General features: G+C 36.0%; 22 protein-coding genes and 3 pseudogenes. 6 read left to right on the top strand and 19 right to left on the bottom strand.

Translation table 11 applies throughout. The features are described 5' to 3' along the window. Positions 1 to 129 precede the first annotated feature (129 nt). From tnpC (ONG75_RS06655) to ONG75_RS06690, 8 genes are all read right to left on the bottom strand, one after another. Positions 130 to 1512 carry an IS66 family transposase gene (gene tnpC, locus ONG75_RS06655; RefSeq protein ID WP_264375454.1) on the bottom strand — a complete coding sequence of 461 codons (1383 nt, stop codon included), beginning with the start codon at positions 1510 to 1512 and terminating at the stop codon, positions 130 to 132. Between the two features lie 225 nt (positions 1513 to 1737). Continuing rightward, positions 1738 to 2934 carry a 5-aminolevulinate synthase gene (gene hemA, locus ONG75_RS06660; protein ID WP_211908736.1) on the bottom strand — a complete coding sequence of 399 codons (1197 nt, stop codon included), beginning with the start codon at positions 2932 to 2934 and terminating at the stop codon, positions 1738 to 1740. A 64-nt stretch (positions 2935 to 2998) separates the two neighbouring features. Then, complete coding sequence (locus ONG75_RS06665; RefSeq protein ID WP_319606837.1) at positions 2999 to 4126, bottom strand: ankyrin repeat domain-containing protein; 1128 nt, start codon at positions 4124 to 4126, stop codon at positions 2999 to 3001. A 194-nt stretch (positions 4127 to 4320) separates the two neighbouring features. After that, a complete protein-coding gene (locus ONG75_RS06670; RefSeq protein ID WP_264375534.1) occupies positions 4321 to 5265 on the bottom strand; it encodes an IS110 family RNA-guided transposase in 945 nt (314 codons plus the stop codon). A gap of 91 nt (positions 5266 to 5356) precedes the next feature. After that, positions 5357 to 6739, bottom strand: coding sequence for an IS66 family transposase (gene tnpC, locus ONG75_RS06675; RefSeq protein WP_264375454.1), 1383 nt, complete (start codon positions 6737 to 6739; stop codon positions 5357 to 5359). Positions 6740 to 6831: 92 nt separating this feature from the next. Beyond that, positions 6832 to 7593, bottom strand: coding sequence for a hypothetical protein (locus ONG75_RS06680; protein ID WP_019236771.1), 762 nt, complete (start codon positions 7591 to 7593; stop codon positions 6832 to 6834). A gap of 57 nt (positions 7594 to 7650) precedes the next feature. Beyond that, on the bottom strand, positions 7651 to 8913 hold the full coding sequence (locus ONG75_RS06685; protein WP_139686792.1) for a pyruvate dehydrogenase complex dihydrolipoamide acetyltransferase: 1263 nt from the start codon (positions 8911 to 8913) through the stop codon (positions 7651 to 7653). Positions 8914 to 9197: 284 nt separating this feature from the next. Beyond that, positions 9198 to 9692, bottom strand: a complete 495-nt coding sequence (locus ONG75_RS06690) for a WBM0748 family T4SS-associated protein (protein WP_010403296.1) — start codon at positions 9690 to 9692, stop codon at positions 9198 to 9200. A 246-nt stretch (positions 9693 to 9938) separates the two neighbouring features. Here ONG75_RS06690 and ONG75_RS06695 point away from each other — a divergent pair, with 246 nt between their 5' ends. Beyond that, entirely contained in the window at positions 9939 to 10349 is a 411-nt protein-coding gene (locus ONG75_RS06695) for a hypothetical protein (RefSeq protein ID WP_264376074.1), read from the top strand. Here the strand turns inward: ONG75_RS06695 and ltrA are convergent. The 3 genes and pseudogenes from ltrA to ONG75_RS06710 all read right to left on the bottom strand — a co-directional run. Continuing rightward, complete coding sequence (gene ltrA, locus ONG75_RS06700; RefSeq protein WP_264336129.1) at positions 10316 to 11563, bottom strand: group II intron reverse transcriptase/maturase; 1248 nt, start codon at positions 11561 to 11563, stop codon at positions 10316 to 10318. The two genes, ONG75_RS06695 and ltrA, sit on opposite strands and share 34 nt — an antisense overlap. 43 nt (positions 11564 to 11606) lie before the next feature. Continuing rightward, on the bottom strand, positions 11607 to 11756 hold the full coding sequence (locus ONG75_RS06705) for a hypothetical protein (protein WP_264336130.1): 150 nt from the start codon (positions 11754 to 11756) through the stop codon (positions 11607 to 11609). 507 nt (positions 11757 to 12263) lie between these two features. Next, positions 12264 to 12512: pseudogene (locus ONG75_RS06710) on the bottom strand (transposase); the annotation flags it as partial. Between the two features lie 130 nt (positions 12513 to 12642). On the opposite strand from ONG75_RS06710, the gene ONG75_RS06715 reads away from it, so the two are divergent. Further along, positions 12643 to 13602, top strand: coding sequence for an IS5 family transposase (locus ONG75_RS06715; protein WP_264375556.1), 960 nt, complete (start codon positions 12643 to 12645; stop codon positions 13600 to 13602). A gap of 58 nt (positions 13603 to 13660) precedes the next feature. Here ONG75_RS06715 and ONG75_RS06720 read toward each other — a convergent pair. After that, positions 13661 to 14551 (bottom strand): annotated as a pseudogene (locus ONG75_RS06720) (IS256 family transposase); the annotation flags it as partial. A 219-nt stretch (positions 14552 to 14770) separates the two neighbouring features. On the opposite strand from ONG75_RS06720, the gene ONG75_RS06725 reads away from it, so the two are divergent. After that, a complete protein-coding gene (locus ONG75_RS06725) occupies positions 14771 to 15793 on the top strand; it encodes an IS110 family RNA-guided transposase (protein WP_264375440.1) in 1023 nt (340 codons plus the stop codon). Positions 15794 to 15916: 123 nt separating this feature from the next. Here ONG75_RS06725 and ONG75_RS06730 read toward each other — a convergent pair whose 3' ends face one another. From ONG75_RS06730 to ONG75_RS06740, 3 genes are all read right to left on the bottom strand, one after another. After that, on the bottom strand, positions 15917 to 16039 hold the full coding sequence (locus ONG75_RS06730) for a hypothetical protein (RefSeq protein WP_264376075.1): 123 nt from the start codon (positions 16037 to 16039) through the stop codon (positions 15917 to 15919). 245 nt (positions 16040 to 16284) lie between these two features. Beyond that, complete coding sequence (mlaD, locus tag ONG75_RS06735; protein ID WP_264376076.1) at positions 16285 to 16740, bottom strand: outer membrane lipid asymmetry maintenance protein MlaD; 456 nt, start codon at positions 16738 to 16740, stop codon at positions 16285 to 16287. A gap of 2 nt (positions 16741 to 16742) precedes the next feature. Further along, on the bottom strand, positions 16743 to 17048 hold the full coding sequence (locus ONG75_RS06740) for an NADH-ubiquinone oxidoreductase subunit NDUFA12 family protein (RefSeq protein WP_010404196.1): 306 nt from the start codon (positions 17046 to 17048) through the stop codon (positions 16743 to 16745). Between the two features lie 64 nt (positions 17049 to 17112). Here ONG75_RS06740 and ONG75_RS06745 point away from each other — a divergent pair, with 64 nt between their 5' ends. After that, the gene (locus ONG75_RS06745) at positions 17113 to 18561 is read left to right on the top strand and encodes a proton-conducting transporter transmembrane domain-containing protein (protein WP_264376077.1); all 1449 of its coding nucleotides are present in this window, start codon (positions 17113 to 17115) and stop codon (positions 18559 to 18561) included. Between the two features lie 45 nt (positions 18562 to 18606). Then, positions 18607 to 19710, top strand: coding sequence for a rod shape-determining protein RodA (gene rodA / locus ONG75_RS06750; RefSeq protein ID WP_029237648.1), 1104 nt, complete (start codon positions 18607 to 18609; stop codon positions 19708 to 19710). Positions 19711 to 19758: 48 nt separating this feature from the next. Here the strand turns inward: rodA and ONG75_RS06755 are convergent, their stop codons facing one another. From ONG75_RS06755 to terL, 3 genes and pseudogenes are all read right to left on the bottom strand, one after another. After that, complete coding sequence (locus ONG75_RS06755) at positions 19759 to 21000, bottom strand: IscS subfamily cysteine desulfurase (protein ID WP_264376078.1); 1242 nt, start codon at positions 20998 to 21000, stop codon at positions 19759 to 19761. A gap of 170 nt (positions 21001 to 21170) precedes the next feature. Then, positions 21171 to 22085, bottom strand: a complete 915-nt coding sequence (locus ONG75_RS06760) for an ankyrin repeat domain-containing protein (protein WP_264376079.1) — start codon at positions 22083 to 22085, stop codon at positions 21171 to 21173. Between the two features lie 119 nt (positions 22086 to 22204). Next, positions 22205 to 23639, bottom strand: a pseudogene (gene terL, locus ONG75_RS06765) (phage terminase large subunit). A gap of 338 nt (positions 23640 to 23977) precedes the next feature. Here terL and map point away from each other — a divergent pair. Next, positions 23978 to 24760, top strand: a complete 783-nt coding sequence (gene map, locus ONG75_RS06770) for a type I methionyl aminopeptidase (protein WP_264376080.1) — start codon at positions 23978 to 23980, stop codon at positions 24758 to 24760. Here map and tnpC (ONG75_RS06775) read toward each other — a convergent pair. Then, the gene (gene tnpC, locus ONG75_RS06775) at positions 24757 to 26139 is read right to left on the bottom strand and encodes an IS66 family transposase (RefSeq protein WP_264375454.1); all 1383 of its coding nucleotides are present in this window, start codon (positions 26137 to 26139) and stop codon (positions 24757 to 24759) included. The genes map and tnpC (ONG75_RS06775) overlap by 4 nt on opposite strands. Between the last annotated feature and the right edge of the window lie 93 nt (positions 26140 to 26232).

Raw genomic sequence — 26232 nt, forward strand, 5'->3', positions numbered from 1 at the left:
AAATAATAAATGGTCTTACCTACCCCTCATTGCAGCAGGGTGGCAAAATAAGATAGACGAGAAAAGACAACTATAGGAACAAATAGTCAGTGTGTGACAATGGCATCTGTATCCGTTCAGGAGAGTGGTTTAAGAAACAATAGATAAGAGGTTTTGGAAAGGATTGAGACCCCTTTGTTTCCATGTTAAGTATAACGAAATTATCCGTTCAAGGAATGCATTTCCCCGCTTTGATTGTGTAAAATACGAATTTTTGCGGTAAACGACATAATGCCGTATCTGCTGTTCAGCATGGTTGTTTGTCAGCGGAATGTTTTTTGGGTCATCTAAAAAATTCCACATCATTCTTTCAGATTTCAAAATATTTTTCGCAACTCGAGAGGCTCCAATTGCTTCAGGTAAGTAGGATATTTCCTTCAAGTAATACCTTGTACGTTTTCGCAACTTTCTGGCACGTCTGGCAAATCTAAAAACATCTATCTCATTTTTTAGCAAAGCCTTTTTTAGTGCAAATAATTCAGTAGCTACATTTCTTAAGTAACAGCCAAGAACTTTGACTTCAATATTCCAACTATGCGCTAATCTTTCAAAATCCCTTGCTAAGTGTGCCCAGCAGATTTGCCTTTTTTCATCAGCAAAGTAATTGTATACTGCGTACCTGTCGGTTACCACTAAGCTATTATGATTGCAGCATGCGTTATTTTTTAAAACTTTCATTCCTCTTGACTCTGTCAACTTCACAAAACTTGCCGTATTGCTTGCAAACATCCAACACCAAGCGAGTTTACCTTTGTTATAATGGCTCGTTTCATCAATATGTAGAACTTTACTCCTACTTATCTCTTGTTCGATCTGCTCATACATTTTTTTGCATTTTGAAGCAACTCTATGTTCACTATTTGATATGCTAACGACGCTTATGTTCAAATTGAAGATATCATTTACGACACTCGCTATTTCGCGTTTTGAATTTTTGTAGAATCCGCTGAACGCTGCAATTATTGACTTAACCCTTGGACCAAATGTATCTGACGTAACACCTTCTGGTAACTTACTGCTTCTTCTTTTTCCGCATCTCCGGCAACGACCATGCTCCATCTGATATTCCACTACATAAGGCCTAATTTCCGGAAGATCAACTTTTTGATGAATGTACGGTCCATTGCATATTGCAATCCCTCCTCCGCATTCACAAGTAGATGACAACTTTACTTTTATCACCTCATCTGCATCCATTTTGGCGCGAAAACTTCCTTTATGACCAACCTGACCACCAACGTTTCTGTCGCTCTTTGGCTTGTCCTTTTTTATTTTGTACAACTCTCTAGAGCTTGGTAGAGATGAATTTTTCGAGTTTAAACCAAGCCTTTCCTTTAATTCAGCGTTCTCTATCTTTAAAGCCTTGTTCTCTGCTTTTAAACTTTCATTCTCCCTTTCCAGCTTTTCTATTTTTGCTTCTAACTTTTCTATTTTTTGCTGTAAATTTTTGCAAAGCTCTAAAAGGTTTACCACATTACCTCACTTTTGCTCTATGATTATCTTTTTAGATCACCTTGTCTACCTTATTCTGCCACTCCGCTGAACGGATACTGGCATCTAGTCCTTTTGCACAAAAAACGTTGTAAAGTAACTTAGTTGGATCCCAGTGTTAGCTACTTTCATGACAAGAAATAAAGCACTGATTTTGTACATTAACCATGCTTTTAAATAGATACCTTATTCTTGGCAACTTTAAACTCAACAACAGACACAAACAGACAATTTCTCAAAAACTTTTACAAGAGATTTTGTTAAATGCTCTATCATTTCATTTGTATGGTAAGGCGTAGGAGTAATACGGAAGCGCTCAGTCCCCTTTGAAACTGTTGGGTAATTTATATGTTGTACATATATTCCATACTCATCAAATAACAATTTTGATGCTTTTTTGGACAACTCAGGATCGCCAATTATGATTGGAATTATATGAGTTTCTGTTTGCATAAAATTCACTCCTGCGTTTCTCAGTGAGTCTTTTACCTTTTCAACAGACTGCTTTTGCTTCTCTCTTTCAACATTGCTCGATTTTAAATGCTCAACGCTTGCCTTTGCTGCTGCTGCTAAAACGGGTGACATAGCAGTAGTAAAAATAAATCCTGGGGCTGAACTTCTTATTACATCCACTAAGCTCTTTGAAGACGCTATATATCCACCCATCACTCCAAAAGCCTTTGATAATGTACCCTGAATAACAGTTATTCTATCCATCAAACCTTCTCTTTCTGCAATTCCGCCACCGCGCGGTCCATACATGCCAACTGCGTGTACCTCATCCAAATAGGTAATTGCATTATACTGATCTGCTAGATCACATATCGCTTCAAGCGGTGCTACATCACCATCCATTGAGTATACAGATTCAAGTGCTATTATTTTCGGCGTTTTTATATCTATAGACTTTAGCAACTGCTCTAAGTGATCAACATCATTATGCCTAAATATGTGCTTCGGTCTTTTTCCTGATTTTATACCTTCTATCATTGAAGAATGGTTTTTCTCATCTGAAAAAATTACCACGCCCGGAATAACAGACGATAAAGTACTAAGTGTAGTTTGGTTTGCAAGATAGCCACAAGCAAAAGTTAAAGCAGCTTCTTTTTGATGCAAGTCAGCCAAAGACTTCTCGAGCTCAACAACTTCCTTTGTTGTACCTGATATATTTCTTGTTCCTCCAGCACCAACAGATGAATTTTGAATAGCAGCAATGACACTATCGTTTTGTGACATTCCCAGATAATTATTACTGCACCAGACAATAACCTCTCTATTTCTTTCATAATCCATAATATAGGGAAGTTTGCCAGGTAATGACGCAAAATGTGTAAATTCACGATAGCGCCCTTCTTCTTTTATATCTTTGATTTTATTTAAGAATATTTCTTCGTAGTCTACCAAGTTTTTATCTATTAACAACCAATATAATTATAATAAATTATTAAATGATAGACTACTATATTTATTACTTAGACTGACATTTTTCTGTCTGCATAACCTTTTTGACCTGATTATCCTCAACTAAGCTTTTAGGCCTATAGCAGTACGTAATTGTAGCTGCAATAAGACAACAAACTGCAACTGCTATTCCTATTGCTAACATTTCCAAGTAAACTGCAACAGCTGCTCCTAAGGCAATACCAGTTATTGCAAGCGCAGAAGCAGCTACGACATACTTTTTTGTGTTTTGTGGATCATTCTTTGAATTGCTTGGTACGGTTGCTGAATAGCCTAAAGATGACATAAATTCCAAAAATCCCTTATTTCCTCGTTTTTTTGCCATATCTAAAGAGCTTCCTTTCAAAAGAGTATCTGATGGTTTATTAATAATTGGATCGTTTTCTAAATACGGGCTTGTACCATTTTCTATTAGCAATTTTGCAGATTTTTTATGCCCTTCATTTATTTTTCGATTATAAGCTATAACATGCAACGCAGTACCAATATTATTGCTTTGCATATTAACATACCTTTCTTTATCTTCTGCTGCACTTATTAAGATGGCAACTACATCAGAATGACCATTATCAGCAGCTAAGTGCAATGCAGTTTCACCATTATGATGTTGTAAATAAAGATCTGCCTTTTTTTTTAAAAGCAATTCCACCATTGCTGAATTACCTTGTGTAGAAGCATACATCAAAGGAGTAAGATTATATCGTTCTTTAGCATCAACTGTTGCGCCACGATCTATTAGCAATTCCGCAACATCTAAATGTCCATAATACACTGCTTCATGTAAAGGAGTTACTCTGCTGCCTGTACTACTCACTGAATTAACATTTGCACCGTTATCAAGTAAAAGCTTCACAAAATCTTTATGACCATTTCTAGCAGCTAAATGAAGTGCAGTGTCACCACCTACTTTTGTTTTTGATTTAATCTCAATATTTGCACCACATTCTAGTAAACGCCTGCCAAGCTCAACATCACCTTTTTGTGCTCCAACGTGTAAACGAATAAATCCATCATTATCATAATCTGTGAAACGTTCATTAATATCGTCTAGTAAACTTTCCCTACCAGCTTTTAATTCCTCAGGAATGATAAGTGTTACTTTACCATCAACTATGTTTTTTAAAATTTTTTGAATTTAGTCTCATTTGTTGATAATTTTGTATTTTTATTCAATTGAAAAATGTATTTTGGCAACAAAAACCCTAGTTTATACAGAAAGAAATTTATATCAAACAGCAAGCACTGCTTAGATTTTATGGTTAACGAATATGTGCTTTAAATGTGTGTAGACGCACATATTCGTTAACCTATTTTCTATACAGATTTTTTTTATTTCATATTAATTGCTTCTTTAAGTCTTGCATTGGCAATTACTATGATTTTTCGCATTAGAGCTGTTATAGCTACCATCTTCTTTTTACCTCTACCAATAAGATCAGAATAAAAAGCACCAAGTGCAGATTTAGATCTTGCAGCAGCCATAGCAGCTGTGAAAAGCTTTGCACGAACATTGCTTCTACCACCTGTTATCCTTCGGTAACCAATAGTTTTACCGCTTTCTTTTGGATGTGGAGCAACTCCAGCAAGACTTGCAACTTCTTTTTTGTTTAGGTGGCCAAGTTCTGGCATTAGATACACAAAAACTTGTGATAACTTGAGACCTATTCCTGGCACTGTTCTCAAGATCTTTTGACGCTTTTGTAACTCTGGATTTTTATCAATAATTCTTTGTATGGCATCGTTGAACTCATTTATCTGACTGGTAAAAAAGTCTATTGTTTTTTGGCAACTTTCCTTTATATAGTCGTTTTCAGGTGCTGCAAGCCTACATTTCTCTTGAGTTCTCATTTGCGTAATGTCATCACGACGTTGACAGAGTGCAACTAAGGCGGTTTGTTCTTTTGACATAGGCACAAATAGAGATAGAGCACTATAGCGTTCAAAACCATATTGAGCAAGGGCTCTTGCATCTGATTGATCTGTCTTTGCTAAAGTTCCATGTGATATGATAAAACTTTTTACTTTACGAGTATTAGCTCGATGTACAGCAACATTCTTATCAACAAGAAAATGTGCTAAGCCAAGCTCATATTTTCCAGTGTTTTCTAAAGTTACTAGAGAATTAGGTAGGATATCTGAAAATTTTTGAAACAACTGTTGCCAACCAGTAGCATCATTGTCAAACTTGATAGCGCTCCTTTGGTTATAAGCTGCAGCAACATTTTTAAATTTTCCGATATCAATGCCAATGAAATTTTGATAAGATGTAATCATAATAAATAACCTCGATAGTTTAATTAATTTAAGATTGTAAACGGGTGCATACATATGTCCCATGCAACTAGTATCCGTTCAGGAGAGTGGTTTAAGAAACAATAGATAAGAGGTTTTGGAAAGGATTGAGACCCCTTTGTTTCCATGTTAAGTATAACGAAATTATCCGTTCAAGGAATGCATTTCCCCGCTTTGATTGTGTAAAATACGAATTTTTGCGGTAAACGACATAATGCCGTATCTGCTGTTCAGCATGGTTGTTTGTCAGCGGAATGTTTTTTGGGTCATCTAAAAAATTCCACATCATTCTTTCAGATTTCAAAATATTTTTCGCAACTCGAGAGGCTCCAATTGCTTCAGGTAAGTAGGATATTTCCTTCAAGTAATACCTTGTACGTTTTCGCAACTTTCTGGCACGTCTGGCAAATCTAAAAACATCTATCTCATTTTTTAGCAAAGCCTTTTTTAGTGCAAATAATTCAGTAGCTACATTTCTTAAGTAACAGCCAAGAACTTTGACTTCAATATTCCAACTATGCGCTAATCTTTCAAAATCCCTTGCTAAGTGTGCCCAGCAGATTTGCCTTTTTTCATCAGCAAAGTAATTGTATACTGCGTACCTGTCGGTTACCACTAAGCTATTATGATTGCAGCATGCGTTATTTTTTAAAACTTTCATTCCTCTTGACTCTGTCAACTTCACAAAACTTGCCGTATTGCTTGCAAACATCCAACACCAAGCGAGTTTACCTTTGTTATAATGGCTCGTTTCATCAATATGTAGAACTTTACTCCTACTTATCTCTTGTTCGATCTGCTCATACATTTTTTTGCATTTTGAAGCAACTCTATGTTCACTATTTGATATGCTAACGACGCTTATGTTCAAATTGAAGATATCATTTACGACACTCGCTATTTCGCGTTTTGAATTTTTGTAGAATCCGCTGAACGCTGCAATTATTGACTTAACCCTTGGACCAAATGTATCTGACGTAACACCTTCTGGTAACTTACTGCTTCTTCTTTTTCCGCATCTCCGGCAACGACCATGCTCCATCTGATATTCCACTACATAAGGCCTAATTTCCGGAAGATCAACTTTTTGATGAATGTACGGTCCATTGCATATTGCAATCCCTCCTCCGCATTCACAAGTAGATGACAACTTTACTTTTATCACCTCATCTGCATCCATTTTGGCGCGAAAACTTCCTTTATGACCAACCTGACCACCAACGTTTCTGTCGCTCTTTGGCTTGTCCTTTTTTATTTTGTACAACTCTCTAGAGCTTGGTAGAGATGAATTTTTCGAGTTTAAACCAAGCCTTTCCTTTAATTCAGCGTTCTCTATCTTTAAAGCCTTGTTCTCTGCTTTTAAACTTTCATTCTCCCTTTCCAGCTTTTCTATTTTTGCTTCTAACTTTTCTATTTTTTGCTGTAAATTTTTGCAAAGCTCTAAAAGGTTTACCACATTACCTCACTTTTGCTCTATGATTATCTTTTTAGATCACCTTGTCTACCTTATTCTGCCACTCCGCTGAACGGATACAAATCCAATAATGATTAGCCACGGAACCTATTTGCTAATTCTCTCACATTAACCTTAGACATTTCTGATGTAGGCTCTTGTGTATATGAGACATCAGATTTAACGCCTTTTTTGTCATGACCTTTAGTAATAGAACATACTACAGTATCAGCCTTTACATGCTTAACACTTGGATCTGATTGAAACCCATGCTTTCTTTCCATTTGTGCTTCAAGCTTACTGCTATCATGTGTAACCCTACACCTTTCTAGATTACGGTCACGTTTGTCAGGAGCTACATATCCATCTATATCACTACATAAGAACGGGCGCACTTTGAACCTGTCTGAACTAACACCATTTTCAACACTTGCAGAATTATGAGCTTTTCTATTATTGCGCATTTTATCTACAGCTTCCTTTATTTTTTCTTTTGATGGTTTTGGCAGCAGTGCTGGCTTATATGCACATGCTGGTAGTTCTGGAAATGAGTCCTCCTGAAACAGCAAATGACTTTGGTTTCTCTTACTATCTGATTCTTCAATATTCTTTATTGGTGTCTTGAAAGAGTTTTCATTTTTCTTTCTTAGATCTAACTCATTTAATCCGCTTCCAACATTATTTTTTCTTGTTGTAGTGTGAATAACACCTGGAAGTTTCACTTCATACTTAAATTTTTTACCAATGGTATCTATTGACTCATTAGATGAGGAATCTATTTGAAACCTATCGTTTGAAAATTTTGATTTTGTAGCATCAAAAGATATACTACGTTTTTCTATCTTTTTATCAGTCATATTTTACCTCTAAACCTATTAACTAACAAAAGTATAAACTAAGAGGTATTAATTTTATTATAATAATAAAGGCTCAAGAAGCATCACCGTAGGGTTTTCTATATAGTACTTAAAGGCATTTAAAAATTTTGCTCCGAGTGCTCCATCAACTGCTCTGTGGTCAACAGAGAGAGTAACTGTCATTACCTCTGCTATCTCTATTTTTTCACTTATGACAACTGGTTGTTTTTTAGATGCGCCGACAGCCATAATGCAAGACTGTGGTGGATTGATTATAGCACTGAAAGTTTTTATACCAAACATGCCTAAATTAGAAATGGTAAACCCTCCTCCTTGAAATTCTTCAGGCCTTAATTTTCCAGATCGTGCTCTATTTACTAAATCTTTCACTTCTTTTGATATAGATAAAACACTTTTTTCATCAGCATTTTTTACTATAGGAGTAATAAGTCCATCCTCAAGCGCTACAGCAATTGAGATATCTATATTTGAATATTTTACTATCTTAGTATCTATCCACGATGAGTTTATGTCAGGAAATTTTTTCATGCTGAAAGCCACAGCTTTTATAATTAAGTCATTAATTGTTACTTTATTGTTCTCATTTGCTGAATTAACCTCATTTTTGAGCGATATTAGCTTATCAACGTGGCAGTCTACAGTTAAATAAAAGTGTGGAATATTTTGCTTAGATTCAACTAGGCGCTGCGCTATCACTTGGCGCATATTACTTACTTCAACTGTTGTATTTTCCTCAAATCTCTCATAGCTTTTAGTTTGATCTAAAAATTCTAATACATCAGCTTTGATGATACGACCATATGGACCTGTACCTTTTAATCGCTTTATATCAACACCTTCATTTTGAGCTATTTTTTTAGCTAAGGGACTTACTTTTATTCTATTTTCTGTTGCTCTATCCTCTTTTTTAGATCCCAGTGTCACGCACTGGGATGACATTGAAGAGCTAGATGAAATCGAAGGGTTGGATGATACTGAAAAATCGGCTTCAACCTCCTTCTCAACCTTGGTATTGATGGCAGAAGCTAAATCAAGTGCGCTTTTATCTTCCCCTTCCTCTAACATTAGAGCTATCAGTTGATTTACAGGCACACCACTTGTTCCTTCCGACACTAAAATTTTTGCTAAAACTCCTTCATCGACAGATTCAAACTCCATTATGGCTTTATCAGTCTCAATTTCAGCGATTACATCACCTATTTCAACTTTATCTTGTTCTTTTTTACACCACTTTACAATTTTCCCTCCAGTTTTACTCATTGTTGGGGAAAGAGCGGGCATCAATATTTCTATAGGCATTTATTCTGCATTAAAAGATCTATTTAATTTTTAATTTACTCTTTACCCTATGTCAATCTAATCGTAAATCATGATACTTATATCATCCTAGTACGTGATGCTGGAATCTTGGTTGACTACTGTTATCCTACTATTTCTATTGCTTAGTCCTAGACAGAGTACAAATAGTAAGATCATCATGAAAATAGACGAATCTGTTATAATGGAAATAGAAAAATGTAGTGCTTACTATCCTCTCACAAACATATAGCTTGGGTACAGAAAAAATTTATATGAGGAGCTGGTTAAATTGATAAAAGATCAGAATTAATAGTAGTTTCCGAATCTTCTGTAGCAGGCTCTTCATGTGAAGCAGAGGACAGACTAACTTCTTTATCCTCTGTTCTCTGTATAGAACTACCACAAAAACTCCTTAACATCTCTTCAGCAGATGAATTTAAAATCTGTATAATAGACTTTTCACTTTGTTCTTTCAGCGATTGATCCATCTTAGAAATCAACTCGGAAAATTCACTACCTTCTTTTCTAGCTTCACTTTCTATCTTATTTTTTATGCTTTCTATATTACTTTGGTTAATTTCTTCTTTCGTTATGTTAAATGAATTAGCAATACCTTGATACTTAATCTCACAATCGCCACAGCCAACTATGCAAAGAGCAATAGAATCGGATATTTCACCTGCAGCCGAATTATGGATAGTGTAAGCTAAGCAATTGTCATGATATTTAATGCCAAGCTGTTGCTCTATCAACTCAGAAATTTCATTTTTTAAAGACATAAAGTACCTCCTTCTTACATTACTGTACCTTCTGATTAAAGTACAACAGCTGCTCCTAAATAGCAATCCATATATGGTTTACTTTAATAAAGTATTAAAGTAAGAAGCTTTTACATCCTAAAACATAACTTAGATAGGCTAATGTAAGAAAATTTTTAAACGAATAAATTGAATTTATCTGTACTGTATATTACTTATTTGGTAAAATTACTTTGGTGAAATAGCATATAAAAGTTGAGGCTAATTATGAATATTAAAGAACGCAAGGATTTCCAGCAGGAGTTATTAGGAATTGTTTTCAATATACTCGTAGAAAATGAAGATAGCACCATAGAAACTATGGAAACAAGAGCAGTAGAGATAATTAAAAAACTAAAGGAACACATTAATGATGATATAGAGTATGGTGGTCAAAAAAAGCCAATTTTAGATTGGGTTATTGTTTGTGATTCTCAGAATAATGTCAGACTAAATAACAAGTCGCTATTAAAATTTGAGAAGGCAATTAAGGATATTGGAGGAAGAGCACCGCTAAATGAAATGGAGAGTAGACCGGCGGAGCTTCCCCACCAGTCTCTCGCAGAACTGTACGTAAACCTCTCAATTTATACAGCTCCCGTTATTCAGCCTTTTGATCCCAATCCTAGTGTCCAGTGATAGAAAATATTTGGAGACCTCTTTCTCACTTTTGCTAGAAATTGCTTTGCTAGTCTTCCATGATTTCGAAGTTTCTTATATTTGGCTCTGACCCATCCTACTAGGTGCCACTCTACATTTCTAAGAGATGGATACATCTCTGATTTATAAAACCTGCCATAGTACTGATACCAGCCTCGGACTATAGGATTTATTTTCTTTGATATTTTCTCTAGTGTTGTATATGTTTGCCTACGTATTTTCCATGACCTTATGGTTTGGTTGATCTTCTTCTTGGCTTTGTTGCTAATTGCAGGTAGAAATGAGACAAAATAGTTTCCTATTTTATTGTTCTTTGCCAGTCTAGGTCTGAACGTGTAACCCAGAAAGTCAAAGCTCTGTATTGGAAACACATCTCTCCTATTGTCATCCTTACAGTACACTATTTGTGTCTTTTCAGGATGTAATTTTAGCTTAAACTCAGCCAATCTTTCTTCGATCTTGTCTTTTATGAATTTTGCCTGTTTCTGGGTTTTACAGTGCACCATTGCATCATCTACATATCTCTCAAATGGTATTGTTGGGTAGTTTTGCCTCATCCACATATCAAATGCATGATGCATAAATATGTTAGAAATGATTGGGCTTACAGAACCTCCTTGTGGAACTCCCTTATTCCTAACTACCTTACTGCCATCTGCTAGTTGAATCGGGGCTTTCATCCACCTTTCCACGTACAGTATGACCCACTTGCAATCTGTATGCTTCTTGATAGTTTGCAGTGCTAACACATGATCCAGATTGTCGAAAAATCCAGAAATATCAAGATCTATCGTCCAATCACTTCTCCAACATCTCTTACACGCTGTACTTACCGCATCCAGTGCAGACTTGTTTGGTCTATAACCATACGAATCTTCGTGAAATTCCGGCTCTACTAACGGTTCGAGATACATAGTAGCTGCTGTTTGCCCTATCCTGTCGAATACTGAAGGAACACATAAAGTTCTTTGTCCTCCTGTATCTTTTGGTATCGCAACAGCTTTTACTGGTTCTGGAAAATAACTTCCGGATGACATCCGATTCCACAGTTTGTATAGATTATCTTTTAGATTTTCTTCAAACTTTGTTATCGAGACCTCATCTACACCTGCCGCACCTCTGTTTTTGGATACTTGTTTATAAGCTTTCCAAATCAGTTGCTTTGGTATGTCAAAAGATTTTGTTTTATTCATTAACTCTTCCCTTTCGGTTGATAAATAATTAAAACTAAATAACTCAGCCCCTTCGCTCCATTTCCATTACAAAAACTTCTTCACTACTACGAGCTAATCCGCCCCTGTTTTTCGCATCAGTACTCTCTTCCTTAGAGTTCAGCTCCTTGGACTTCTCCCTTATCATCGAAACGACAGGTTCCCATAGTTCCACACAATAGCCTGAAATAGGTTCATGCCACCTATATGCCGGATGCCACCTACCCAGTAGACAAGTTCCCGATAGGCTTATCCCAAGTTACTTTTTCTCCCCTGGTTTTGACATCATCGCATTACCTTTCGACGTGTAATCAGTGGTTCACTTGCGTTCATCTCTCTATTTCACACATGACGCATAATTACGCCTTTTCCATAACGCTCACTACCTTGGCTCTTTACCAAAGCAGCTTATGGTTGTTTGAAGCCTGCTCTTGTAAACCGGCTCCGAGGGGCCCACCCTCATCTATTGTGCAGCTTTCGCACTTAGTTTGCTCTTTCCTGAACATTCCTTGTGTCTCTACGGCACACAAAAAGCCTGATACATTCTTAAATGGAACATCAGTAGTTAAAGGAATAAGCAGAGGGATAAATTGAGGGAACTATGAGGTCTTTTCTGCTGTAACTGTTTGATCTCATCGAAAGAAAGACGGGAGTGTTAAATAAAGTGTGTCAAACCACATTTTCAACTCAACTCAATTTTCAATCTACCAGGAAAGAAAATATCAAGCTGTGACATAGTTAATGCCCAATCACGTACAGGCATCGTCCACTTTTCTTCCACCTTTTTTATAGCACAATATACCTGTTTATACAAGGCATTTGTGCTGGTAAATGAGCCTTTGGTCTTGGTGAATTTTCTAATTTGCCTGTGTAGTCCCTCTATCGGATTAGTGGTGTAAATTACTCTCCTCATTGGATCAGAATACTTGAAACGCTAATTCTGGATGGCTTTGTTGCATAGCTAGTGTTGGTTGAGGTTATTGTAAGAAGAAAAGCTTTTTAATATATGGCTACTAACGCATTTTGTTGTAAAATAGGCATTTTTCAAACAAGTACAACTTATGCCACAAAAAATGAGAGTAAGTAACCAAAGAGAATATAACGAGTTTCTCAAAAAAAGAGGAAATGTTTTTCATTTTGTTAATCAAGCCATAGAAAATTGGTATGAAAATAGTCCAAAAGTTGCAGGTGGCAATAACACTTATAGTGATAAAGTTGTAATTTTAATACACATAATAGTTCATCTTTTTAGAATTGGCTTGAGACAAGCTGTAGGTTTTGTAAAAGGTTATATGGTACAAATAGGCAAAAAACTTAAGATTATCAGCTATACACAAGCTTCCAGAAGATTTAAAAAGCTTAATTTGAAGATTGATGACCATAGAAGCAATAAAGATGATCTGGAAAATGTTGAAATTGCCGTAGATAGCACTAGAGTTAGTATCTACAATAATAACGGTGGGCATAGTAAGCTTAATATTCGAAAAAGGAAATACAGTGGTTATGGTCAAGTAAGAAAATTACATGTTGTTTTAAACATAAATGATAAGAAAGCAATAAGCATGAACTACACTAGTGGTGTTGCTGTAGACTATTTGCCGGTCTGCGATATGTTAGAAGAAGTCAGTGATAAATATAACATTTGTTCTATTCGAGCAGATGCGGCTTATGATATAAAAAGTGTGTATAAAGAATGCAGAAAATACAATATTGTGCCTATTATTCGCCCTAGGAAGGATACTAAAATTTGTTTAGCTGACTACTTATCAGAAAGAAACAAGTATATTAGTAGAATTAGGTCATATGAGAATTATGAAGATGGTATTAATGAATGGAAGAAAAAAGTTAAGTATGGAGCACGGTCTTATATTGAAGTCTTTTTCTATAGGTTGAAGCAAATATTTGGGTTTGGCTTGAAAAATAAATCAGAGGTAAATCGTGAAAAAGAGCTGTTAATTAAGTGCTACTTATTGAACAAATTTACTGATATAGGTATGGCTAAATTTAAATTAGCTGCGTAAATTCACTGTGATTTACATGCCTATCAGTGCTATGCAACAAAGCCATCCAGAATTAGCGTTTGAAATAACTAGACAAATTTTCCCAATTATTCTGCCACGATTTTATAACCATAGGGTACTTTGCACCCCATTTTTCATCCAGTTCTAGTAGATAATTCTCAGCAATTTCCTTGCTTGGTGCTTGATATACCTTCCTCAAATCACTTAAAAAGCTCTTTGTATCTTTGCTAGCCACATACTTCAATGAATTACGTATCTGATGCACTATACATAGTTGTACTTCTGTATTAGGAAAGACGCTGTTTATAGCTGTAGGAAAGCTTTTTAACACAGGCTATTAGGATATCTTCTACACCTCTTTCCTTGAGGTCGTTTAGTACACCTAACCAGAAGTTCGCTCCTTCACTTTCAGCTAAATAGAAGCCTAACACCTCTTTTCTGCCATTCTGATCTATACCTAATATATTATACATGCACTTGCTTACACAGCGTCCGTCCTCTTTTACTTTAAAGAACCATAAAAACTATCGGATAAACTGCCTGTAAAGGACGACTGCGCCATTCGTTAATCACTGGCAATAATTTATCAGTAATACTGGATATTTCAGCAACCGATATCTTGTTGTCATAAATTTCTTCGACGTGTGACATTATGTCTCTATATCCCATACCGCTGGCAAACATGCTCAAAATCTTTGTTTCAAGTTCAGAATGTAGGCTTGTTTGCCTTTTTTTGACTATTTGTGGCTCAAAGCTTCCTTCTCTGTCTCTTGGTGTTAGCAGCTCGAATACTTGTTCGTAAAGTTTTTGAATTTTTGCCGTTTCTGCGATTATTTTCTTCGTTCCTATTATTTGATAAATGGCTTTCCATTTCACCTTCTAAACTTGCCTCTAGCAGCTTCTTTATCAATGGTGTTAATGCTCCATCTCTTCCTGTCAATGGTCTTGTATCTTGTAAAAAGCATCTAATGTTTTAAGCTTAAGCATTAGATGGAGAAGAGAAGAACTCTGTCAGTGGTCTTAGATATAAAATCTGTAAGGTAGATAAGAGTTCTCTTCTCAAGAGTACAGGCTGGACGGTATCGTAGAAAAACCTAAATGGTTCTAATTCTGTATTCACAAGACTAGCCTTACTTTTCATTTTTAATGGTAACGCATGGGGTTATATATGATCAACAACTTTTTAGGTATAGATGTATCGAAAGATCGCTTTGATGTTTTTCTCTCGTTCATAAGCAAAAAAGGAAGATGTGAAACTAGAAAAAGGAGTTTTAAAAACGAGGATTCTGGGTTTCAAGGTTTACTTAGCTTTCTACAAAAACATAATGTAGAAGAAGTAAAAGCCTGCATGGAGGCTACTGGTTGTTATAGCGAAGCTTTGGCTGAGTTTCTGCACAACGCTGGACATTCTGTTAGTGTTGTAAATCCTTATTGCATAAAATCTTATGCAAGGAGTAAGCTGATACGACAAAAGAATGATCAGACCGATGCAGAAGTTATTGCTGATTATTGCCAAAGACAGGAACCTTCTAGTTGGACACCACCTTCTCCTGAAATGAAAAAATTAAAACATCTTTATCGTTGCTCAGTTGCGTTAAAAGATGAGTTAACATTAGTAAATAACCACTTAGAAAAAAAAGAGAGACTGCTTAAAGAAGTTGCAAGTGCTTGGGAAGACCTTGCAATGAATATAGCTCAAAAAATAGAAACAATAAAAAACTCCGTACGTGAACTATTAAATCAACATAAAGAATTGTTGGAAAATTTTCAACTTCTATTGACTATTCCAGGAATAGGAGAAGAATCAGCAATAGCTATTTTAGCTGAAGTTCCTGACATAGAGGTTTTTAGAGATGCCAGGCAATTGGCAGCATATACAGGAGTTATACCACGAAATATGACGTCAGGTTCCTCTGTATATGCCAAACCCAGATTAAGTAAATCCGGTTCACAAACATTACGTAAAGCACTTTTCTTTCCTGCTATAGTAGCTAAGAATCACAATCCTATCATTATTAGTTTTTGCCAGAGATTAAAGGAAAAGGGTAAGCATAATATGGCTATCGTTGGTGCTGCAATGCGTAAGCTACTCCATATCATTTTCGGTGTTCTAAAATCCAAAAGTGCTTTTAATCCTGACCATATCAAGAATTACAGGGCAAAGCGGTTGGAGGAGAATTTAGTACTTTAAAATCAAAAAATGCGTACTTTCTATCTTATGTAAAATAGCATTTTACACAAATTTATTTAATGTAGTTGGTTAGTGTATATGTTGATAGAAAGTATTTTTTGATTTCGTAATACAGCTTAAGATTCAATTTCTATAATTTTCTTGTTGACTGACAAGACGGTATCTTCCTTCTCGTATAGACGATAAGATATTTGTTTCTAATTCTTTATAGTCTACCAAACCGGTAGTTCTGTTTGCTTGACTCATTGTCAAACCTCCATTTTTTGTTTCTATTTTATTTTTACTTCTCGGTTTGACACAGTTTATTTAACACTTCCCTAAGTACGTAAGAAAAAACACTCCTATACTGAAAGTACAAGCATTTGTTGAGATTATTAGGAATGTAAAACCTAGCAGAAATCTTGATAATTCAAACGCTGAACAACTTCAAGCTATTGATAGAAAAATCCCTTAATTGTACATAGGCCAAGTTGGCTTATGTGTTCTTATTCTCACTTTGTAAACATGCCAATAATTTTATCCATTATTCCGCCCATATTTGCTTCAGCTTGAGTGTGTGCTATCTTACCACCGTGTGAAATTAATTTGGGATCTGCGCCAGGTGATATATTAACAAATTTACTACCAACAACTCCACTGCTAGTGATTAGGGCTGAGCTATCAACTGGGAGTTTTATATCCCTACTTATACACATGTCGATTCGTGCTATGTAGGTAGCTTTGTCAAGCGATACACCAGTTATGCTTCCGATTTCTACACCAGAGATCTTGACACTATCACCAACCCCTACACCGTTAGCATCAGTAAAAAGGCCATGTATTTTATAACAATCCTTATAGTTTTTCTTTATGTAAGATAATTTATCAATAGCGAAGAAGATAAGAAAAACAGTAAAAATTAATACAAATGAACCAGCAGTTATTTCAAGTATATTTGACCTTCGCATCTTTAGTTATTAGGATTCCAGCTTTCATAGTAATTTTTCACCTTTTGGTTTGGGTAGTATGCATCTTTTGTACCTGTTAAATTAGGAATTTTTCTTTTGTTATTATTCACTGGTACTGCATTATCAGTATAATGCAGCCATATATGCCATGCTGGAGGAATTGTTGTAGGCTCAGAAACATTGTCATATATTACCCATCTTTTTCCTTTACTTGATTCATAGTAAGAATTTCCGTTTTCGTCCCTTCCTATAAGTTCACCTTCTCTCCGCAATAGGCTCGTTACTGCATTATAAATTTTAGACAACATAAAGGTGTTAAAACAAAAAGTATTATATATACTAATACTTTAACGATGTATTAACAACAGTTTAATGCAATTACCAATTCTACAAGTTATTATACCAATAATTGCATCGATGTTCTGCTTTCTTACCAGGAAACATAGGGTGTCCTGGTTTATCTCTTTTTTTACAACGGCAGCTACTTTCTTTATTTCATTAATGTTGCTAGTGAAAACATACAATGGTGAAATTATAACTTATTATCTTGGAGATTGGGCTCCTCCATACGGAATAGAGTTGAGAATTGACATATTGAACTCCTTGATTCTAACTTTGGTGAATTTTATAGCGCTGATTAGTGTGCTTTATAGCTTTCATATTAATGAAAAAGAGATTAGCAAAAACAAAATCTCTGGTTTTTACTCTCTATTTCTACTGTGCCTAAGTGGATTACTCGGAATTTTAGTAACAAACGATATATTCAACCTTTATGTCTTTTTAGAAATTTCATCTCTTTCTTCTTATGTTTTAGTTTCAATGGGAAGGGATAAGAAAGCTTTAGTTGCAGCATTTGAATACCTCATTAGTGGTACTCTAGGAGCAACATTTTACTTGTTTGGCATCGGCCTTTTATACTCTATGACCGGAACGCTCAACATGTCTGACATGGCTGAAAGAATAGTACCATTATACGATAATAACATCATAAGACTTGGTACATTATTCATTTTTGTTGGTCTCTCAATCAAAATGGCACTGTTTCCACTCAGCAGATGGCTGGTTAACGCATATAGTGAAGCACCTAGCTTCATTAGCATATTTTTTTCAGGTACAGTAACCAAAGTGATGATATATGTTTTTATCAGAATCTTTTACAATGTTTTTCAGCAAAATTTTTTCTTACCACTAAGCAACGTGATGATCATCCTTGCGCTTTGTGCTGTTGTATTTGGATCAATATCTGCAATGATCGAAAAAGATATAAAAAGACTGTTTGCTCACTCCAGTATCAGTCAGATTGGCTATATAATTTTAATGCTGGGTTTAAATTCAAAAGCAGGTTTGTTTTCAGCAGTTCTTCACATAGTAAATCATAGCATGATAAAAACGTCTTTATTCATGACTGCAGGGTGTATTTCTTATAAGTTTGGTATGACAAAAATAGAAAATTTATCAGGATTAAAAAAGTCAATGCCCTATACAACACTTGCATTTACTCTACTTAGTTTCGCATTAATCGGTGTACCTTTGACAAATGGCTTTGTAAGTAAGTGGTATATGATGAAAGCAATTATCGAATCTCATGCATGGATTTCCCTTGCAGTTTTTGCTGCTGGCTCTTTTCTTGCACTAATATATATGTGGAGGGTGGTAGAGAAAATGTATTTTGAAAATAGCGCAGCATCAAACGCTGGAATGACACTTAATGAGGTACCATTGCTTATGCTCTTTTGTCTATTATTTATGGCAATTTTAACGATAATAACTGGGATATATAGTAGTCCAATTCGTTTGGTAATTAATAAATTTGCTTTTTGATTTTCTTATGTTTTATTGTATCTAAAAGTCTGTAAAGTTTTCGCTGTGGATAAGCTGAAGAAGATTCACTTATTATTAGTCATGAACGTAATAGCTCTGTTTTGCGTTGGCATTGTTGTTCAATATTCTTCTGCTGGAGGAAAGTGGGCTCCATTTGCAATTCACCAATTGGTCATATTCTCTTTCTTCCTTTTGCTTGCTATAGCTATGTCATTTATAGAGCTAGATTTTTATTTGAAGCACGCTTATTTTTTTTACATAGCAGCAGTAATTGCGCTGTTAGCAGTAAATTTTTTTGGCTCGCATATAATGGGTGCAACGAGATGGATAAGAATTGGGTCAATTAGTTTACAACCATCAGAATTTGTAAAAGTGGGCTTAATACTTGCACTTGCTCGTTATTTTAATAAACAAAGTGTGTATAAAATGATGAAATTTCAAAGTTTATTTAAGCCACTTATAATTATTTTCTTACCTGTATTCCTTGTATTGAAGCAACCTAATTTAGGAACAGCTGTAATAATATTGTTTATAGGAGCATCAATTATATTCACAGCAATAATGGAAAGACCTCATTTAATAATTTTTGGAACGCTTGGCATTTTCGCAATACCAGCTATTTGGCCTTTTTTGCGCCCTTATCACAAGCAAAGGATATTATCATTTTTGGATTCATCAGTAGATCCACTTGGAATAGGTTATAATGCACAGCAATCTCAAATAGCTATTGGTTCAGGAGGTTTGTTTGGTAAGGGGTTTGTTAATGGGAGTCAAACTCAACTTGGATTTTTGCCAGAGAAACGCACAGATTTTGCTTTTGCGGTACTTAGTGAGGAATGGGGGTTCTTAGGCAGCATGGCTTTGATTTTACTCTATACCACATTGCTTGCTATAATATTCTCCATTGCTTACAGGTCAAAAAATTACTTTTCTAAGTTAATATCTATCGGGGTTTTCGCCTTTTTTGGTGCTCATTTCTTTATAAACATTGGAATGACAATAGGCCTATTACCTATAATAGGTGACCCACTTCCATTTCTATCCTATGGCGGAAGCACAACTGCTGCGAGCTTAATATGTATAGGATTGCTACTTAGTTCCGTGACATCTACAAAGGACTTAAAGCTAAGTTTCCGATTTCACCCATAGAAAGAGCTTAGACAACCATCACTCTGCTAATGGTTAACGTCTTATTCTTCAATGAGAGTCCCATTTTACGGTGCTTAAATCTATTCCCTCTTCTACCATTTCCAAAAGTGGGCTCATCTCTCTTAGCCGTCCAACATTTTTAGTAACAAGATCTGCCGCGTATAGAACTTCATCTTTAGTTGTAAATCGGCCAAGGCCAAATCTAATTGATGAATGCTCAAGATCGTGGCCATTGTTTAGTGATCTTATGACATAAGAAGGTTCAAGAGATGCGGATGTGCATGCAGAACCAGAGCTTACTGCTAAATCCTTGATTGCCATGATAAGAGACTCACCCTCAACATAAGGAAAACTTAAGTTAAGGTTACCTGGAATCTTATTTTCGTAATCACCATTTAAAACAACATCAGGAAATGCCTCTTTTATTTTGTTGTACAAAATATCTCTCAACTCTTCTAATTTGCTTGCTTCTATTTCCATTTCTTCTTTAGCGATACGTGCCGCTTCACCAAAACCAACTGCAAGGGGAGTAGGAACTGTTCCAGAGCGCATGCCTCTCTCCTGTCCACCACCACTAATTAGTGGCGTCAACCTAACACGAGGATTTTTTCTACGGACATATAATGCACCTATTCCCATAGGTCCATAAATTTTATGGCTAGAAAGGCTCATAAGATCAATGTTCATTTCATTTACGTCTATTGGAACTTTTCCAAAGCTTTGAGCAGCGTCTGTATGAAAAAATATATTATGCTTTCTACATATTGCACCAATTTCTTTGACAGGTTGCATTACTCCGATTTCATTATTTGCCATCATCACTGAAATCAGAATTGTTTTATCAGTGATTGCCTCCTCAAGTTTCAACAAATCTATAATTCCGTTTTGCTTAACGGACAAATATGTAACTTTAAAGCCTTCATTTTCTAGATGTCGACAAGAATCTAAAACGCACTTATGCTCCGTGCAGACAGTTATTATATGATTCCCCTTATTCTTATAAAAATGAGCAACACCCTTGATAGCCATGTTATTTGATTCGGTTGCACCCGAGGTAAAGACGATTTCTTTGTTGTCTGCATTCACTAAATCAGCAATGTGCTTCCTTGCTTTTTCTACTGCTTCCTCAGCTGTCCAACCAAATGAATGGCTACGAGAGTGTGCATTACTAAACTCACCAAAATAAGGTATCATCACCTCTAAAACACGAGGATCTACTTTAGTAGTAGATTGATAATCGAGAAATATTGGTAATTTTATTTTAGCATTGCGTATTTTTTCCATATTCATAGTCAGGTTTCAGCATAGAAGTTACAATATTTAGTAGCACTAAATCTTAATTTTTTCAAGATATAATCTTGCCTAAACGAAAGTTGTCAGCGCTCTCTTCTACGTTATTCCAGTTCTCCTGTAATGTCATTTCCTATGATCAGTGTTTATGCAGCTAGGTCGAATACGCGCTAGGTAACCCTATTAGTGCTAGCAGCTTCTTGACGCCCATCCATTAAGACTGCTACTCCATCAACTTTAGTACTGGGCTTTAACATCATATATGTAGCACCACCAACTGCTAGTGCTACTGCTATAACTGCAACCACTGCTATAGCTATAGGTATTGCAATTGTTTCAATTGCAAAAAGTACCGCTGCTATAGCAGTGCCTAATAATGCAGTTTTTACAGCGGTAGCAATCCCTTTATTAAATGCTTTCACAAAAGAACGTCCTCCTGCCTTTAATAGAACTTCTACGTTTTGACCCTTGGCATAATCTAAAGGGGTCATTCCATGTGTATTTACTGCATTAACATTTGCTCCTTTTTCGAGTAAAACATCTACTGTCTCTTTGTGACAATAAGAAACAGCATAATGTAAAGGAGTTCCATACAAATGTTGCGCATCAACATTTGCTCCTGCTTGGAGTAAAACCTCTACTATCTCTTTGTGATCTTTATGAACAGCATTGTGTAATGGGGTAAACCCATGTTCATTCCTTTCATCAATTTTAATTCCTTCGATCTTTAATAGAGCTTCTACTGTTCCTATATGGCCATGTTTAGCTGCTAAATTTAATACAGGAGTCCAACCTTTTCCACTCTTATCGCTAATGTTTGATCCTGATGATATTAGAGCATCCAACACATTTGCATAGCCTGCCTCAGCAGCTATCCTTGATAACGTAAACTTTAAATATTTAGGATGATCTGAGGTAAATTCATGATTTATATCGAATTTCTCATCAATCCACTCTTTATGTAAATCTTGATCCTTCCTCTCTAGTTCTTCTTGTATTTTCTCAATTATGTTATCTTTATTAAAATCTTGCTTATCGTTAATTACATTCAATACTTTTTTCAGTGTTTCATATCCTTTTGCCATAACTTTACCTTTAAACTAGAATAAAATATCTAACTATTACATATTATACTAGAAAATAAATATTTATTTTAAATGAGCTTATAATCGAAATTGTGGGTAGCAAATTATTACCTCTTGGATCACAATGTTCGTATAGCTGCAACCCTGAAGCTACTATCTCTCATCCACTGAAGGTATTGCACAGCGCTATCTACTTGATCGTCGTGGCGGGTTTCTGGAAACATTAAAATCTCATACTCAAAATCGCTGAGCCATACTGCTTGGTGTGGCAGAAAAACCTTGCCAGATTCTATTATCGGAACAATCTGGTGGAATCGAGCAAGTTTGCCACCGTGTGGCACTATCCCGATAATAGGTATTGCCTTGAGCTCTTGAATCAATTGCTGACCGCTTGTTTTTGCTTCGATTAAAATTGCGTGTGGCTTCCATCTTGCAGCTAGTGATAGAACTTGTTCTTTAAGTTTTGGATACTCAAGCTTTGCACGGTACACATCGAGTAAATAAAACTTATTATTCACCTTTGTCCAGGTGGTGCAGACACTAAAGCCGCTAGAATCTTTTGTTGAAACAGCAGTGTCCCAGCTCTGAGTTATATGTGAGAGATTGTCAGGAAAATTTCTATAGCGTTTCAACCATTCTTGCTTAATTATACCACTTGAAAGTGGCAGAGGATTTTGTTGATATTGAGCAGCAAAAGCGTAACTCCCAAGTTCAGCCTTTATCATTTCAATTTCTCCTACATCTAGGGGATATAGCAGCTGACCTTCCTTTTTTAAGTATAAAATCCTTGAAGATGTAGCGCCTGTTGAGCTTTTGCACTCATTTGTAGTTACTCGAATAATAGGAACAGGAAAAGGGAGAATTGATCTTTTGATTGAATAGATAATTTCCTTATTTTCAGAAATCATCGGTAAACAAACATGATGCCATATATTTATCGGTTTGGAGAGAAGATGCCCAGTTAAATCCTCCCGATGTAGTCTGTGCATCACAACAACGATAACTCCTTTTTTCCTGTCATTGAGCCTAGTTACTAAAGTCTGATCAAACCAATTTGTAGCACGTTTTCTAAACGTTTCACTCAAAGCTTGAGAGGAACTCAGTGGATCATCCACAACGATAAAATCACCACCTTCACCAGTTAATGTTCCACCAACAGATGTTGCAATCCTACATCCTCTCTGGACTGTTTGAAATTTATATTTAGTGTTCTGGTCTTTACATAGCTCTACCTCTGGAAATAGCGCTCTATACCAACTAGACTGCATTACGCACCTGGTGTCGAGCGAATGCTTTTCGCTAAGCCGCTGAGAATAGCTTGCAACTATTATTCTTGCAGTTGGCTGATTACCGAGTATCCATGCGGGCCATGCAACACTCACGCACATAGACTTCATTGAGTGCGGAGGGCATATTGAATATTATTCGCTTCACTGTGCCAGTACCTGCTGCTTCAAGCCTGTCTGCTATGATTTTTATATAATGATAATTGTTATACTCACACCCCGGCATTACCGTTTGAAAGCATAGTTCGATAAATTTTAAAAAGTTCATGTTAGTCTCCTATAGTGTTAGTGGAATTTACTTTATGGTGGTGTCAGCCTCTTTGGTGTCATCTCAGCGTCCTTTTTCTTGTCATCCAAGTAGCCCTTTCCTTGTCATTCCAGTGCTTGACACTGGTTCACCTTATGATGGTGTTATTCAAGTAGCCTCTATCCAAGTGCCCCTTTGGTGTCATCAGAGTAGCTGACACTGGGATGACAGGAAAAAAAGGCATTCTGATGACACTATTTTTTGTACTTTTGCATTCAATATTCGTACAATTATGTGTCAAGCAGTGGAATGACATTATCTACTATGCAAGATGTGAATTATAATAAGAAATGGAAGATATGAACATAACTATACATTCACAAGAAGACTTTGACTTTATGCGTAAAGCTGGCAGGCTTGCAGCTGAAACCCTTGATTTTATTGCACCATACGTCAAAGTAGGCGTAACAACTAATGAATTAAATGATCTATGTCATGATTTTATAATCAATGCAGGTGCAATTCCAGCACCACTGAATTATAAGGGATATCCGAAATCAATTTGTACTTCGAAAAATGCTGTTGTATGTCATGGTATTCCTGATGATAAACCTCTTAAAGATGGAGATATTTTAAATATTGACGTTACAGTGATTTTAAATGGCTGGTATGGTGATACAAGTCGCATGTTTTGGACTGGTAAACCCTCAATAAAAGCAAAGCGTTTGTGTAATGCTGCCTACAATGCGCTAATGGAAGCGATAAAACAAGTTAAGCCCGGCAATAAGTTAAATGAAATAGGATTTGCTATAGAAAAATATATTGAAGATTTTGGATATTCTATCGTACGCAATTATTGTGGACATGGCATAGGAAAGGTTTTTCATGCTCCACCAAATGTTGTACATTTTTATGATGAAGGTGAGGATCTTATCTTAAAAGAAGGCATGTTTTTTACGGTAGAACCAATGATCAATGCTGGAAAACATGAAACTCTTCTCAGCAAGCTAGATGGCTGGACAGTGACAACACGTGATCTTTCACTTTCTGCACAGTTTGAGCATACGCTTGGAGTCACAAAAGATGGAGTTGAAATATTTACACTATCACCTAAAAAGTATCCGTTCAGGAGAGTGGTTTAAGAAACAATAGATAAGAGGTTTTGGAAAGGATTGAGACCCCTTTGTTTCCATGTTAAGTATAACGAAATTATCCGTTCAAGGAATGCATTTCCCCGCTTTGATTGTGTAAAATACGAATTTTTGCGGTAAACGACATAATGCCGTATCTGCTGTTCAGCATGGTTGTTTGTCAGCGGAATGTTTTTTGGGTCATCTAAAAAATTCCACATCATTCTTTCAGATTTCAAAATATTTTTCGCAACTCGAGAGGCTCCAATTGCTTCAGGTAAGTAGGATATTTCCTTCAAGTAATACCTTGTACGTTTTCGCAACTTTCTGGCACGTCTGGCAAATCTAAAAACATCTATCTCATTTTTTAGCAAAGCCTTTTTTAGTGCAAATAATTCAGTAGCTACATTTCTTAAGTAACAGCCAAGAACTTTGACTTCAATATTCCAACTATGCGCTAATCTTTCAAAATCCCTTGCTAAGTGTGCCCAGCAGATTTGCCTTTTTTCATCAGCAAAGTAATTGTATACTGCGTACCTGTCGGTTACCACTAAGCTATTATGATTGCAGCATGCGTTATTTTTTAAAACTTTCATTCCTCTTGACTCTGTCAACTTCACAAAACTTGCCGTATTGCTTGCAAACATCCAACACCAAGCGAGTTTACCTTTGTTATAATGGCTCGTTTCATCAATATGTAGAACTTTACTCCTACTTATCTCTTGTTCGATCTGCTCATACATTTTTTTGCATTTTGAAGCAACTCTATGTTCACTATTTGATATGCTAACGACGCTTATGTTCAAATTGAAGATATCATTTACGACACTCGCTATTTCGCGTTTTGAATTTTTGTAGAATCCGCTGAACGCTGCAATTATTGACTTAACCCTTGGACCAAATGTATCTGACGTAACACCTTCTGGTAACTTACTGCTTCTTCTTTTTCCGCATCTCCGGCAACGACCATGCTCCATCTGATATTCCACTACATAAGGCCTAATTTCCGGAAGATCAACTTTTTGATGAATGTACGGTCCATTGCATATTGCAATCCCTCCTCCGCATTCACAAGTAGATGACAACTTTACTTTTATCACCTCATCTGCATCCATTTTGGCGCGAAAACTTCCTTTATGACCAACCTGACCACCAACGTTTCTGTCGCTCTTTGGCTTGTCCTTTTTTATTTTGTACAACTCTCTAGAGCTTGGTAGAGATGAATTTTTCGAGTTTAAACCAAGCCTTTCCTTTAATTCAGCGTTCTCTATCTTTAAAGCCTTGTTCTCTGCTTTTAAACTTTCATTCTCCCTTTCCAGCTTTTCTATTTTTGCTTCTAACTTTTCTATTTTTTGCTGTAAATTTTTGCAAAGCTCTAAAAGGTTTACCACATTACCTCACTTTTGCTCTATGATTATCTTTTTAGATCACCTTGTCTACCTTATTCTGCCACTCCGCTGAACGGATACCCTAAAAATTGGCAT

Origin of the sequence: Wolbachia endosymbiont (group B) of Sphaerophoria taeniata (genome assembly GCF_947179355.1) — a bacterium.
Classification (GTDB): Bacteria; Pseudomonadota; Alphaproteobacteria; order Rickettsiales; family Anaplasmataceae; genus Wolbachia.

Coding starts and splice junctions, on each gene's coding strand:
- ONG75_RS06670 (WP_264375534.1), bottom strand. CDS start 5,265: ATGATTACATCTTATCAAAATTTCATTGGCATTGATATCGGAAAATTT.
- ONG75_RS06680 (WP_019236771.1), bottom strand. CDS start 7,593: ATGACTGATAAAAAGATAGAAAAACGTAGTATATCTTTTGATGCTACA.
- ONG75_RS06685 (WP_139686792.1), bottom strand. CDS start 8,913: ATGCCTATAGAAATATTGATGCCCGCTCTTTCCCCAACAATGAGTAAA.
- ONG75_RS06690 (WP_010403296.1), bottom strand. CDS start 9,692: ATGTCTTTAAAAAATGAAATTTCTGAGTTGATAGAGCAACAGCTTGGC.
- ONG75_RS06695 (WP_264376074.1), top strand. CDS start 9,939: ATGAATATTAAAGAACGCAAGGATTTCCAGCAGGAGTTATTAGGAATT.
- ltrA (WP_264336129.1), bottom strand. CDS start 11,563: ATGAATAAAACAAAATCTTTTGACATACCAAAGCAACTGATTTGGAAA.
- ONG75_RS06715 (WP_264375556.1), top strand. CDS start 12,643: ATGCCACAAAAAATGAGAGTAAGTAACCAAAGAGAATATAACGAGTTT.
- ONG75_RS06725 (WP_264375440.1), top strand. CDS start 14,771: ATGATCAACAACTTTTTAGGTATAGATGTATCGAAAGATCGCTTTGAT.
- ONG75_RS06730 (WP_264376075.1), bottom strand. CDS start 16,039: ATGAGTCAAGCAAACAGAACTACCGGTTTGGTAGACTATAAAGAATTA.
- mlaD (WP_264376076.1), bottom strand. CDS start 16,740: ATGCGAAGGTCAAATATACTTGAAATAACTGCTGGTTCATTTGTATTA.
- ONG75_RS06740 (WP_010404196.1), bottom strand. CDS start 17,048: ATGTTGTCTAAAATTTATAATGCAGTAACGAGCCTATTGCGGAGAGAA.
- ONG75_RS06745 (WP_264376077.1), top strand. CDS start 17,113: ATGCAATTACCAATTCTACAAGTTATTATACCAATAATTGCATCGATG.
- ONG75_RS06755 (WP_264376078.1), bottom strand. CDS start 21,000: ATGAATATGGAAAAAATACGCAATGCTAAAATAAAATTACCAATATTT.
- ONG75_RS06760 (WP_264376079.1), bottom strand. CDS start 22,085: ATGGCAAAAGGATATGAAACACTGAAAAAAGTATTGAATGTAATTAAC.
- map (WP_264376080.1), top strand. CDS start 23,978: ATGAACATAACTATACATTCACAAGAAGACTTTGACTTTATGCGTAAA.